The following is a 12,956-nucleotide window of genomic DNA, read 5'->3' as shown; positions in this document are numbered from 1 at the left end:
CAGGGTTCAACTCAATTTCTTTAGAGCCTGTGCCAGTTGGTCCGGGCAAGAGGTACCCCGTTCACGGCAATCGATGCCCTCCAATCGTTGTATGGCGTCCTGTACTTCCATACCGACCAGTAATTTTGATAAACCTTGTGTGTTTCCTTGGCATCCGCCCACGATCTGAACTCCGGTAATCATATTGTCTTCAGCCTCAACAATCATCATTTTAGAACATACCCCACCTATAGGAGTGTAAGCTATACGTTGTTTACTCATCTCTTTGTACTTTTATATTCACGGGGTGCAAAGGTATAAATAAAATTAAGTACTTTTGCCAATTATAAAAAACTAACAGCATGACTTACGAAGAAACGCTTCACTATCTATATACAAGCATTCCGGTATTTCAACACAGCGGAGCATCCGCTTACAAGCCGGGACTGGACACCAGTATTGCACTGGACAACTATCTGGGAAATCCCCATAAAGCCTATAAGACAATCCACGTAGCAGGGACAAACGGAAAAGGTTCCGTCAGTCATTTACTGGCAGCGATCCTTCATCAGGCGGGATATAAAGTCGGACTTTTCACATCTCCCCACCTGATCGATTTCCGTGAACGCATCCGTGTCAACGGTAAAATGATACCCAAAGAATATGTAATAGATTTTGTAGAGCGCCATCGCACCACTTTCGAACCACTTCACCCTTCCTTCTTCGAACTGACTTCTACCATGGCTTTCGATTATTTCCGTGCTGAAGAAGTTGATTTTGCCATTATTGAAGTAGGCATGGGCGGTCGGTTGGACAGTACCAACATTATCACTCCTATCCTGAGTATTATCACGAATATCAGTCTCGACCATACCCAGTTCCTGGGCGATACGGTAGAAAAGATCGCCTTTGAAAAAGCAGGGATCATCAAACCCAAAGTTCCGGCACTGGTAGGTGAAATATATACCCAAAGCGTTGCACAGGTATTTGCCGATGCAGCTCACAGGAATGAGACACTGGTTTATTTTGCTTCACAGGCAGACCTGCTAAACGAATCATATCTGATGGATACCGGCGAATGGTATTTCGATTCCGTCGAGTACGGACAACTATTCGGTGAACTGGGCGGAGTAGCACAAGTAAGAAATGCCAAAACCGTATTGGCTGCTCTCAATCTGCTTTACACTCAGGGAATCGATATACCTCAGGAAGCTGTACGCGAAGGATTCGAGCATGTCGTTGAATTCACCGGACTAATGGGACGCTGGCAGGTTTTGCAGAAAAAACCGAAAGTGATATGCGATACAGGCCACAACACCGGCGGATGGCAATATCTGAACATGCAGCTGAAAGAAGTAATGAAGCGTTCCCACCATACTTATATGATCATCGGCATGGTAAACGACAAAGATATTAACGGTGTGCTGGACCTGATGCCCCAGGATGCTTTCTACTTTTTTACACAGGCATCCGTTCCACGGGCAATGCCGGCAGCCGAAATTGCCGCCATGGGTATGATGCACGGCCTTAGCGGCGTCACATGCGACTCCGTCGCCATTGCTGTTGAACGGGCGTTAGCCAGAGCCGGCGAAGAAGATACGATCTTTATCGGAGGAAGCACATTCATCGTAGCCGATGCCCTCCCCCTTTTCATGAAAGAAGACAAATAATACAACTTAATAAAAACAAATATCATGGTAAAACAAATTCAAATGAAATTGAGCGAATCCAAAACGGCACGATGGTCGGTTTTGGCACTCGTTGCATTTACAATGCTTTGCGGTTACTTCATCACGGATATGATGGCTCCGCTTCAGGATTTATTACAAACCCCCGTTATGAGCGGCGGCCTTGGATGGAGTGGCGATGACTACGGTAAATTTACAAGTGCATACGGCTGGTTCAATGTATTCCTGTTAATGCTTATTTTCGGTGGTATGATCCTTGATAAGATGGGAGTACGTTTCACCGGTTTAATGGCCACTGGTATCATGCTGGTCGGTGTTTTCATTAAATGGTTCGGTATCTCTCATGATTTCGGTGGTGAAACAGTTTCAATTTTCGGAACCGAATGGGGATATCCTCTACTCATAGCCTCTTTAGGTTATGCACTCTTTGGCGTAGGCATCGAGATTGCCGGTATAACCGTATCGAAAATCATTGTCAAATGGTTTAAAGGTAAAGAAATGGCATTAGCAATGGGACTTGAAATGGCGTGTGCCCGTATCGGAACAGGTTTGGCAATCGGTATAACGCCTATTCTGAGCCGTGCTTTCAATAATTCTATCAGCATACCTATTTTTATCGGACTAATCTTATTATGCATCGGATTCCTGTCATTCATCGTATTCGTTGTAATGGATAAAAAACGGGATCAGGAAATTCTCGACGAAGGTGAAGAAGAGGAAGAAGCTCCTTTCCGTGCCAAAGATATCCTGGATATTATTACCCTTAAAGGCTTTTGGTATGTCGCCCTTTTATGCGTATTGTTCTATTCCGCCGTATTCCCGTTTCTTAAATACGCACCCAGCCTGATGATTAATAAATTCGGTATTGAACCTACTCTTTCCGGAATCATCCCTTCGATCCTGCCGTTTGGTACTATCCTGCTGACTCCATTCTTCGGCAACCTGTACGACCGGAAAGGAAAAGGTGCCACCATCATGATGATCGGAGCAATCATGCTTGTATGCATTCATTTCACATTCTCTGTACCATTCCTGGATAATTGGTTGATAGCGCTTGCATTGGTTATCCTGTTAGGAATTGCTTTCTCGCTTGTACCTTCAGCCATGTGGCCTTCTGTTCCGAAAATTATTCCGGAAAATAAGTTAGGAACAGCATATGCCCTTATTTTTTGGGTACAAAACTGGGGATTAATGGGTGTGCCTTACCTCATAGGTAAAGTACTCGATAAATACTGCATAACCGGTTATGTCAATGAAAAACCGACTTACGATTATACCATTCCAATGATTATCTTTACCTGTTTTGGTATACTTGCACTTCTCATTTCATATCTCCTGAAAAGAGAAGACCGTATAAAAGGTTACGGTTTGGAATTACCCAATATCCAAAAAGATGCAGATAAATATCTGGCTGAAGAAATGATTGGTGAAGGTCAGAGATAAATTCATTATATAAAAAGACAATCATAAGGAGAGCGGTGTCAGTAATTTATGTGATTTACTGACACCGTTCTCTTTATTTATAAAAAGCTGCATCCGGTCAACTCCTGTTTCTTTTAATGATAACTACTATTCTTATCCGACAATTTTCCATATTCGTATCGATTGCTCAAGGTTTATTTTATCTCTTGTTGAATAAATCAACACCGAACTTGTAAATGTTAGACATATACAAGCTGCAAACTTGTAAATCCTACTCAGTATCAGACACTTTTAGCCTATAAATATTAAGATTGAGTGTTAAGTATTAATATTATGCAAAGAATTAGTTTCATTGATTTAAATTACATATTTTTGTATTGTGCTTCAGTATTGAAATACAGCACATAACCGACAATAAACATTCAAAAAGTAAGTAATATGAATGGGATACAATTTCAACAAAAATTATTGAGCTTGCAAGAAAACATGATGAATTTTGCACTTATGCTCACTGCAAACCGGGACGATGCTCAGGATTTGCTACAGGATACAACATTAAAGGTACTAGATAATCAGGATAAATTCGTTGACAACGTTAATTTCAAAGGATGGGTTTTAACTGTCATGCGTAATATTTTCATAAACAATTATCATAAGATTGTACGTGTACAGACAGTTGTTGACTCAAGTGCAGATTTATATAATCTGGATGTTGTCAATGATTCCGGATTTGATTCACCGGATAAAGCATATCAAATCAAAGAGATCACTAAAGCGATCAACGGCTTGAACGATGATCTGAAGGTTCCCTTCTCTATGTTTTTAAGTGGCTATAAGTATAACGAAATAGCAGAAAAACTAAATGTGCCCTTAGGAACTGTGAAGAGTCGTATCTTCTTTGCTCGTCAAGAATTACAGAAAAGGTTAAAGGACTTCCAAAATATGTAATCCCTCTTCCCTTTCCCAGTATAACATAAAAGCGACTACTATTCATTTGGTAGTCGCTTTTGCTATTTTCAAACAAATGTTAGTTACCGATAAATTACATGACAACTATTTATTTGAAAAATAAATAAGTTCTTTTCTTTAGATTTATGACAGCTTCGATTATACAAGCTATACGTTACGTTTGTTTATCCTAATTATTTTGCCTACGTTTGTCTAAAAAACATAATTTAAAGGATCTATTCTATGATTTGTTTTCCTAATGCCAAAATAAACTTGGGACTAAACGTTGTTAGTAAACGGACAGACGGTTATCATAACATCGAGACTGTGTTCTATCCTATCCCTGTGAAAGATGCACTTGAAATAGTGAATGCAGAAAAACTATCTTTCACCCAGACAGGAATACAGGTGGATGCTCCCATGGAAAAAAACCTTGTGATAAAAGCACTGAACCTGCTGAAAACACAATATGAAATACCGTCTCTGGAAATCCATCTCCTTAAAGCGATCCCTTTCGGAGCCGGACTGGGTGGAGGATCGGCTGATGCCGCTTTCATGCTGAAACTGCTGAATGATTTCTGCAAACTGGATATCCACGCAGACGAACTGGAAAAAATTGCAGCTTCCATCGGTGCTGACTGTCCGTTCTTTATCCGCAATACACCGGTATTCGCTACCGGAACAGGGAATATATTCGAACCAGTCGAATTATCATTAAAAGGCTATCATTTCTGCCTGATAAAACCGGATGTTGCCGTTTCCACTCCGGAAGCCTATTCATTAGTTACTCCAAAAGTTCCGGCAATCTCACTAAAAGAGATTATAAACAAACCGGTCTCCGAATGGAAAAACTTAATGATAAATGATTTCGAAAAAAGCGTCTTCAGCAAACATCCGGTTATCGGCCGGATCAAAGAAACACTCTATCAGGCAGGAGCTGTCTACGCTTCTATGTCGGGGTCAGGTTCCTCCGTATTCGGATTGTTCGAAGCACCGACTCAGTTCAAAGAGCAATTCACCGATTGTTTTGTATGGGAGGGACAATTACCATGAATGTTATAGCCGGTTTCTTTGATGCATTAGCAGATCGCTGGGACGAACTTTGCTATCATGCACCAGAAAAAATCAATCAGATACTGGAACAGACCACTCTGCACAAAGGACTTCGCATATTGGATGTCGGATGCGGAACTGGTGTACTCGAACAGTATCTGTTAACTTATTCACCAGCCCATATCACAGGAATAGACATTTCGCCACGGATGATTGAAGCAGCACAAAACAAATATGCTACCCCGATAGTCGATTTCCGTTGCATAGATGTTATGGAACTGAAAGACGAACAGTTCGATTTTATTATTGCCTATAGTGTTTTTCCTCATTTCGAACATCCGGAAAAGGTAATCGGCCATCTGGCAGAATTACTTATCCCGGGAGGCGAACTTGTGATCTGTCACAGCGAAGGGAGGGAAAACATAAACGGACATCACAATAAACAAGCTAACAAAATATCGTTCGGCCTGCCTACAGCCAGGGAAGTTGCCGCCTTAATGGAACCTTATTTTCATATCGAGGCAATGGAAGATACCGACGAACTTTATATGGTCAGCGGAATTCGCTATTAATTAATACAAGATAACATGAATAAATGTACCTATTTACTTTCTGCATTACTTCTCTCCGCCTTTACTCTACAGGCAGCAGAAGATATAAAAGTGATGCAATTTCTGCATACCGGTCCTGTTCCGGTTAATAAACCGATCATGGCAGACAGTCTGAATGTAAACGGAAAACCTTTCGAGATCAAAAATCTGTTGAAATCGACAGTTCCTTTCTACAAAGCATTCGCCAGCGCGACCATTCTGGATGCAGATACAGCTGGAATAATCAGTTTTCAGGCTCCGGAAAAAGGATATGCCCTGCATCTTTTCTCCTTTTATCTGAACAGTGACCGTTATACCAAAGGAACTTTAGAAGTTTCCGGACCCGGTTCTTTCGATGTGTATGTAAATAACAAACCAGTGAGTGCAACTTCTGAACTGACAATGGAACCGCACCGGTATGAAGTGGTTGTGAAATACCTGACAGCCGACAGCGATACCTGTCCGCCTACATTAAAGGCAATCTATAAAAGTAAGGAAGAAGCGAAAGTCGTTGCTTCACTTAATCCGGATAAAAGATATACCTCACGGGATATTCTGGAAGGAACAAACTTTCGTGGCGTCAGCCTGTCCCCCAACGGCAAATATGTATTAGTGAAATATTATACACGCCTGGAAGGTGGAAAAAGCGAATCATACGCTCAATTGCGTGAAGCCGCCAGCGGACGTATCCTTTTGCAGGATAAAGGGTTTATCATGAGTGCCAGCTGGATGCCGACCAGTAATAAAATGTATTTCACCCGTACCGGCATGAATGGAAAGGAACTGGTGACAGTCGATCCGACCAACATGCAGGAAGAGATACTGGCAGATAACCTGCCGGAAGGTAGCTTCAATTTTACCCCGGATGAAAAAACACTCCTTTTCACCATACAGGAGGAAGGTCCGAAGGATGGTCCTGACATGCTCCGTATCCTCGAACCGAACGACCGTCTGCCGGGATTCCGTAACCGTTATTTCATTTGGCGCTACGATCTGCAATCCGGACTATACGAACAACTGACATTCGGACATAACAGTACATATATTAATGATGTCAGCCCGGATAGCCGTTACCTGTTGTTCAGTACCAGTGAAACGGATTATACATCTCTACCTCATTCCAGCAACTCGTTATACAAACTCGACTTGCAAACGATGGCAGTCGATACCCTTTGGGAACATGCCAAATATGTGAACGGCGGAACTTTCTCTCCCGACGGAAAACAATTACTGGTTAGCGGATCGGGAAATGCTTTCGGTGGAATCGGTTTAAATATCAGGGAAGGACAAATCTCAAATACATACGACGGCCAGTTGTTCCTGTATGATCCGGCTACCCGGAAAGCAACGGCACTAACCAAGGATTTCAATCCGAATGTAACTGGTGCACTCTGGAACAAATACGACGGTCAGATTTATATGATGACGGAAGACCAGGACTATCTGCGTATCTATACCTGTAATCCGGCAAACGGGAAAATCAAACAGATCAATGCTTCTGAAGACGTCGTTTATAATTACTCATTGGCAGAAACAGCTCCGGTAATGTATTATTACGGACAAAGTACTTCAAACGCAAACCGTTTGTATGCTTACGACCTGAAAAGTGGAAAGAACCGTCTGATCTACGACCTGTCTGCTGAAAAACTGAAAGATGTTAAACTTGGAGAAGTTCATGACTGGAACTTCACGGCAGAAGGCGGAACAACCATACAGGGACGTTATTACCTGCCACCTAATTTCGATCCGGACAAAAAATACCCGATGATCGTCTATTACTATGGAGGAACTTCGCCGACGAACCGTGCTTTGGAATTCAGCTACTCCATGCATATGTATGCCGCCCAGGGATATGTAGTCTATACGCTCAATCCCAGCGGGACAACCGGATTCGGACAAGAATTTGCTGCCCGCCACGTAAATGCCTGGGGAGAACCGACTGCCGATGAAATCATCCGCGGCACAGAATTGTTCTGTAAAGAACATTCCTTTGTAAATCCTAAAAAGATCGGTTGTGCAGGTGCCAGCTACGGAGGGTTTATGACACAATATCTGCAAACCCGCACCGATTTATTTGCTGCTGCTGTCAGCCATGCCGGTATCAGTGCATTGAGCAGTTATTGGGGAGAAGGATATTGGGGATATGGTTACTGTTCGGTAGCCAATACCGGAACTTATCCCTGGAATAACCCCGAGTTCTTCACTAAACACAGTCCGTTGTTCAACGCTGACAAGATCAAAACTCCGTTATTGCTGTTGCATGGCAATGCCGATACAAATGTTCCGGTTGGAGAAAGTATCCAGATGTTCCTGGCATTGAAACTACTCGGCAAGACAGTGGAATTTATCCAGGTTGACGGAGAAAACCACGGTGTAGCTGATTATAAGAAACGCCTGGAATGGCAGAACACGATCTTTGCCTGGTTTGCCAAATGGCTGAAAGATGAACCGGAATGGTGGGATGCCCTGTATCCGGAAAGAACATTATAAATAAAATTGCAAAGAAAGAAAGGGAGTGCCGATTAACGGTCGCTCCCTTCTTCGTATATAACATATAAGAAACGGCTTATTTCATGTGCGGATTCAATGTATGCCACAGATGGATTTCAGGAATAATACCCATGCTGATCACTTCATCACGCAGTTTGCTCAGATGAACATAACTATCTGCCAGTTCTGCATTTTCTTTCGGTGTTCCTTCTACTTCTTTATAGAAAATACCGTCCTTAGTGATTTCTGTTTCCATAGCCATCATGATATGGTCGAATTTACCGGAGTGAACATATGTTCCGGCAGGCCAGCGGAATGCTTCGCCACCCATAGCGGCACGGATCATTTCGATTGACAGGTAAGACGGACTCTGGAAAGAAGAACGACCGCGAAGTTCGATAATACGTTTTCCACCCTGTATAACTTTCACTTTCAAGTCTTCCCATTGTTCGTCTGTGAGTTCCGGAGTACCGATCAAATCCAATAACGGTTTACCGTCGACAGTTGCAGTAGAAGCAAAAACAGCCATCTGTTCGCCATGCCCTCCATAAGTACGACAACCTTTTACCAGGTTCTGACGGATTCCGAAGTGCTGTGCCAAAGCTGTTTGCAGACGGGTGCTGTCAAGTGCAGCCAAAGTACTTACCTGGGAAGGTTTCAATCCGGAATACAGCAATGTGATCAATCCGGTAATATCGGCCGGATTAAAAATAACTACCACATGTTTTACATCCGGACAATTAGCACGGAGATCCTTTCCGAACTGAGCAGCAATCTCAGCATTACCTTTCAATAAGTCCTCACGAGTCATACCGGCTTTACGGGCTGCACCACCGGATGAAACAACATATTTGGCACCTCTCAGCGCTTCGCTGATATCAGATGTAAAAGTTATGTTTGCATATTCAAATCCGGACTGGAACATTTCTTCTGCAACACCTTCCAAAGCCGGAGCAAAAGGGTCGTAAAGACAAATATTAGAAGTTAACCCCATCATTAAAGCTGTCTGGGCCATGTTAGAACCGATCATACCTGCTGCACCTACGATAGTGAGCTTTTCGTCTGTTAATGCTTTCATACTGTATTGTTTTTTAATAATTGTGTTTGTTAAGAGAACACATATCTTATTGATAATGTTTGCCGTTTCGCCTATATTTTTCTTTTCGGTTACAAAGGTAAAACATCCTTTCCTTATATGCCAATCATTAAATTCTATCCCCTATAAGCTAAAGTTATAGCTCAAATTCCTACCTTTGCAACATGAAAACATTCAGACCGGAAGCATGGTTGCCCACCACCAAGAAAGAAGTTGAAGCGCGTGGATGGGATTATATAGATGTAATTCTTTTCAGTGGGGATGCCTATGTGGATCATCCTTCGTTTGGTGCTGCCGTTATCGGGCGTACCTTGGAAGCCTTGGGACTGCGGGTGGCTATTGTTCCGCAGCCGGACTGGCGCGGAGATTATCGTGATTTTAAGAAACTGGGAACTCCCCGCCTCTTCTTCGGAGTCTCACCCGGAGCGATGGATTCGATGATCAATCATTATACGGCCAATAAGCGGTTACGTAGCGATGATGCCTATACTCCGGATCGCCGGGCAGGAATGCGCCCGGATTATCCCAGCATTGTCTATACCAAAATACTGAAAGAACTTTATCCTGACGTACCGGTCGTACTCGGTGGAATCGAGGCTTCTTTACGCAGGCTGTCTCATTATGATTACTGGCAGGACAGACTCCGGCCGGGTATTCTGGCAGACAGTCCGGCCGATCTTCTGATCTACGGTATGGGGGAACTTCCCATGAAGGAATTGGTTACCCGCTTACAGGCCGGAGAATCTTTTAATTCATTAAAAGATATTCGCCAAACAGTTTATCTGACAGGAAAAGAAGAGATAAAGCCCGATGACATCGTACTTTTTTCACATGAAGAATGTCTTCGCGATAAATTAAAACAGGCTAAAAACTTCCGTCATATCGAAGAAGAATCGAACAAATATAATGCATCGCGTATTCTTCAGCAGGTTGGAAAGCAGACTATTGTAGTGAATCCTCCTTTCCCTCCTATGACGGAAACCGAAGTCGATGCTTCGTTCGATCTGCCTTACACCCGCTTGCCGCATCCCAAATATAAGGGAAAAGTCATACCGGCATTCGAGATGATCAAGTTTTCAGTAAATATGCACCGGGGATGCTTTGGTGGCTGTGCATTCTGTACAATCTCCGCCCACCAGGGAAAGTTCATCGCTTCCCGGAGCAAAGAGTCTATCCTGAAAGAAGTAAAGGCTATCACGGAAATGCCAGATTTCAAAGGATACCTGAGTGATTTGGGAGGTCCTTCCGCCAATATGTACCGGATGAAAGGCAAAGATCAGAGTATTTGTGCCAAATGTAAAAAACCGTCCTGCATCTCTCCTGTCATCTGTAAAAATCTGAATGCGGATCATACTCCGTTACTGGACATTTATAAAGCAGTAGACAGTATGCCACAGATCAAACGCTCATTTATCGGTAGTGGCGTACGTTATGATCTGCTGTTGCACCGTTACGACGATGAAATCGTGAATAAGTCGGCTCAGAGCTACACGGAAGAGTTGATCGCCCGGCATGTATCGGGCCGTCTGAAAGTGGCTCCCGAACATACGGAAGACAATGTTCTGAAAATGATGCGCAAACCTTCTTTCGATCAATTCGGACAATTCAAAAAAATATTCGACCGTATCAACAAGCAGCAGGGACTTAACCAACAATTAATTCCATACTTCATTTCCAGTCACCCAGGCTGCACGGAAGAGGATATGGCGAAACTGGCAATCGAAACAAAGAAACTGCATTTCCAACTGGAACAGGTACAGGACTTCACTCCTACACCCATGACACTGGCTACGGAAATATATTACACAGGTTATCATCCTTATACATTAGAAAAAGTATATACAGCCCGTACCAAAGAGCAGAAACTGGCACAACGGCAATTCTTCTTCTGGTATAAACCGGAATTTCGCAGGCAGATAACCCAGGCGTTACAAAAAATAGGAAAAAAAGACCTGCTTACTAAATTATTCGGCCGGTAAACAATAATATTTCACCTATCCTGCTTGTTAATTACGAAAAAATCGTAATATTGCATTTACTTAATTCATATAAATATGGTAAAAGCACTTTTAGCAGGTATATCGCTTATATTCGTTATATCTGCACAAGCACAAAACGAATTCACGATAAAAGGCAAAATCTCCGGACTGAAGGACAGTACCCAGATTGTCCTTTATCGTAGTGACGGACAAGTCATGAGCCAGATCGCTCAGGATACGGTCATCAATGAATGTTTTACCTTCAAAGGTGAAACCGTCGACAATGCTCCCGAAGCATTAATGGTCTCCAGCCATGACAAAGGGTTTCCAAACACCTGGCTGGATGTATGGGTGGCTCCCGGCAAAGAGACAACCGTTACCGGTAATAATAAACTTATCAGAACATGGAATGTATCGGCCGATATCCAGGAACAGCAGGATTTAAACCGGTATGCCGACGCTTGCCGGGAAGAATGTAGTAAAGAACAGGAAATCTATATACAGTTAATGGATTTGTTCTCCAAAGGAAGGACGGGCAATCCTTCCGAAGAAGAAAAGAATGCGATCAGGAATGAAATGAAAGAACTTCAGAAAAAAACGGATTCATTACGACTGATCTCCTCCCAAAAAGAAATCGAAATAATGCAGCAAACTCCTAAAGGAACAGTCTGGATGGATAAATTGCTAGGCCAATGCAAGCAAAGTAAATACATGGAGAACTATCCTTATAAGGAAGATTTGATTGCTTTATACAACAAGTTATCCGATAATGAGAAAAACTCTCAGGCAGGTAAGGAAATCACGGTATGTCTTTATCCTCCCGTTACAGTGAAAGAAGGCGATGAAATGGCGGATACCGACCTTTACGACCTGCAAGGCAATATTCATCATCTGGCCGACTATAAAGGTAAATATCTCCTGGTCGATTTTTGGAGCCGCGGTTGTGGTCCTTGTATGATGGCTTTGCCGGAAATGAAAGAAATATCCGAAACATGGAAAGACAAAGTAACTGTCATAAGTCTGAGCACAGACACAGAAAAAGGATGGAAAGAGATTTCTAAAACGAAAGATATGTCATGGGTAAACCTGAATGATTTTGGAGGAATGAGCGGACTGGCAGCTAAATATAATGTAAGAGGAATACCTCATTACGTCATTATCTCACCGGAAGGGATCATTCTGCATAGCTGGAGCGGATACGGAAAAGGATTACTTAAACGTAAGCTAAACAAATGGGTAAACAAATCAGACCGTGTTATGTCTGTGAAAAAGGAAGGGAACACGACCATTGTTGATTTTCCTATTGAAAAATCAAGCAATACGGAAACTGTAGAGATCAACAGAATAGAGTTGACCGGTTCTGAAACGATTTTCCATATGAAAGCCTTTAATTCTCCCGGATACTGGGTAAGTATCGGCAAGGATACTTTCCTGAAAACAGAAGACGGTACTCATTATCCGCTAACATCAGCAGACGGCATCACACCGGACGAACGCTTCACAATGCCGGAATCAGGTGAATATTCCTTTAAACTGCACTTTCCCGCTTTGCCGGCCGGAACAAAAACAGTCGATTTCATCGAAGGTGATTGCGATTCCTGTTTCAAAATAGTAGGTTTGTCACTGACTCAAGAATAAAGATACGGACTTACCTGAAAAAAAATAAGGGACTTTTGAAATGTTAAGACAGGACTTTTAAAAACGAAAGTCC

The 12,956-nt window shown here is 42.6% G+C and carries 10 protein-coding genes; 8 read left to right on the top strand and 2 right to left on the bottom strand.

The window, feature by feature from the left end:
* Positions 1 to 6 precede the first annotated feature (6 nt).
* Complete coding sequence (locus HMPREF1535_RS17650) at positions 7 to 261, bottom strand: TIGR03905 family TSCPD domain-containing protein (RefSeq protein ID WP_007656258.1); 255 nt, start codon at positions 259 to 261, stop codon at positions 7 to 9.
* An 80-nt stretch (positions 262 to 341) separates the two neighbouring features.
* On the opposite strand from HMPREF1535_RS17650, the gene HMPREF1535_RS17645 reads away from it, so the two are divergent.
* From HMPREF1535_RS17645 to HMPREF1535_RS17620, 6 genes are all read left to right on the top strand, one after another.
* Positions 342 to 1,649: a bifunctional folylpolyglutamate synthase/dihydrofolate synthase gene (locus HMPREF1535_RS17645; RefSeq protein WP_046147015.1), complete on the top strand. Its 1,308-nt coding sequence runs from the start codon at positions 342 to 344 to the stop codon at positions 1,647 to 1,649.
* 24 nt (positions 1,650 to 1,673) lie between these two features.
* Complete coding sequence (locus HMPREF1535_RS17640) at positions 1,674 to 3,110, top strand: MFS transporter (RefSeq protein WP_046147014.1); 1,437 nt, start codon at positions 1,674 to 1,676, stop codon at positions 3,108 to 3,110.
* A 417-nt stretch (positions 3,111 to 3,527) separates the two neighbouring features.
* Positions 3,528 to 4,037: an RNA polymerase sigma factor gene (locus HMPREF1535_RS17635; RefSeq protein ID WP_007656255.1), complete on the top strand. Its 510-nt coding sequence runs from the start codon at positions 3,528 to 3,530 to the stop codon at positions 4,035 to 4,037.
* Positions 4,038 to 4,280: 243 nt separating this feature from the next.
* Entirely contained in the window at positions 4,281 to 5,090 is an 810-nt protein-coding gene (gene ispE, locus HMPREF1535_RS17630; RefSeq protein ID WP_010803266.1) for a 4-(cytidine 5'-diphospho)-2-C-methyl-D-erythritol kinase, read from the top strand.
* A complete protein-coding gene (locus HMPREF1535_RS17625) occupies positions 5,069 to 5,662 on the top strand; it encodes a class I SAM-dependent methyltransferase (RefSeq protein WP_235438412.1) in 594 nt (197 codons plus the stop codon). Before ispE ends, HMPREF1535_RS17625 begins: the two co-directional genes overlap by 22 nt.
* Before the next feature lie 15 nt (positions 5,663 to 5,677).
* Positions 5,678 to 8,170 (top strand): S9 family peptidase, encoded by a 2,493-nt coding sequence (locus HMPREF1535_RS17620; RefSeq protein WP_046147012.1) that lies wholly within the window; start codon positions 5,678 to 5,680, stop codon positions 8,168 to 8,170.
* A 76-nt stretch (positions 8,171 to 8,246) separates the two neighbouring features.
* On the opposite strand, the gene HMPREF1535_RS17615 is transcribed toward HMPREF1535_RS17620, so the two are convergent.
* Complete coding sequence (locus tag HMPREF1535_RS17615) at positions 8,247 to 9,248, bottom strand: malate dehydrogenase (RefSeq protein ID WP_046147011.1); 1,002 nt, start codon at positions 9,246 to 9,248, stop codon at positions 8,247 to 8,249.
* A 182-nt stretch (positions 9,249 to 9,430) separates the two neighbouring features.
* Here HMPREF1535_RS17615 and HMPREF1535_RS17610 point away from each other — a divergent pair, with 182 nt between their 5' ends.
* Both HMPREF1535_RS17610 and HMPREF1535_RS17605 read left to right on the top strand, forming a co-directional pair.
* The gene (locus tag HMPREF1535_RS17610) at positions 9,431 to 11,245 is read left to right on the top strand and encodes a YgiQ family radical SAM protein (protein ID WP_046147010.1); all 1,815 of its coding nucleotides are present in this window, start codon (positions 9,431 to 9,433) and stop codon (positions 11,243 to 11,245) included.
* 75 nt (positions 11,246 to 11,320) lie between these two features.
* A complete protein-coding gene (locus HMPREF1535_RS17605) occupies positions 11,321 to 12,883 on the top strand; it encodes a TlpA disulfide reductase family protein (RefSeq protein WP_046147009.1) in 1,563 nt (520 codons plus the stop codon).
* Positions 12,884 to 12,956: the final 73 nt, after the last annotated feature.

Source organism: Parabacteroides goldsteinii DSM 19448 = WAL 12034 (genome assembly GCF_000969835.1).
GTDB lineage: Bacteria > Bacteroidota > Bacteroidia > Bacteroidales > Tannerellaceae > Parabacteroides > Parabacteroides goldsteinii.
This window is presented reverse-complemented; position numbering and strand designations above follow the sequence as displayed.

What these genes read in the sequence shown, in the direction of transcription:
- HMPREF1535_RS17650 (WP_007656258.1), bottom strand. Translation starts at nt 261, where the DNA reads ATGAGTAAACAACGTATAGCTTACACTCCTATAGGTGGGGTATGTTCT.
- HMPREF1535_RS17635 (WP_007656255.1), top strand. Translation starts at nt 3,528, where the DNA reads ATGAATGGGATACAATTTCAACAAAAATTATTGAGCTTGCAAGAAAAC.
- ispE (WP_010803266.1), top strand. Translation starts at nt 4,281, where the DNA reads ATGATTTGTTTTCCTAATGCCAAAATAAACTTGGGACTAAACGTTGTT.
- HMPREF1535_RS17610 (WP_046147010.1), top strand. Translation starts at nt 9,431, where the DNA reads ATGAAAACATTCAGACCGGAAGCATGGTTGCCCACCACCAAGAAAGAA.
- HMPREF1535_RS17645 (WP_046147015.1), top strand. Translation starts at nt 342, where the DNA reads ATGACTTACGAAGAAACGCTTCACTATCTATATACAAGCATTCCGGTA.
- HMPREF1535_RS17625 (WP_235438412.1), top strand. Translation starts at nt 5,069, where the DNA reads ATGGGAGGGACAATTACCATGAATGTTATAGCCGGTTTCTTTGATGCA.
- HMPREF1535_RS17640 (WP_046147014.1), top strand. Translation starts at nt 1,674, where the DNA reads ATGGTAAAACAAATTCAAATGAAATTGAGCGAATCCAAAACGGCACGA.
- HMPREF1535_RS17620 (WP_046147012.1), top strand. Translation starts at nt 5,678, where the DNA reads ATGAATAAATGTACCTATTTACTTTCTGCATTACTTCTCTCCGCCTTT.
- HMPREF1535_RS17605 (WP_046147009.1), top strand. Translation starts at nt 11,321, where the DNA reads ATGGTAAAAGCACTTTTAGCAGGTATATCGCTTATATTCGTTATATCT.
- HMPREF1535_RS17615 (WP_046147011.1), bottom strand. Translation starts at nt 9,248, where the DNA reads ATGAAAGCATTAACAGACGAAAAGCTCACTATCGTAGGTGCAGCAGGT.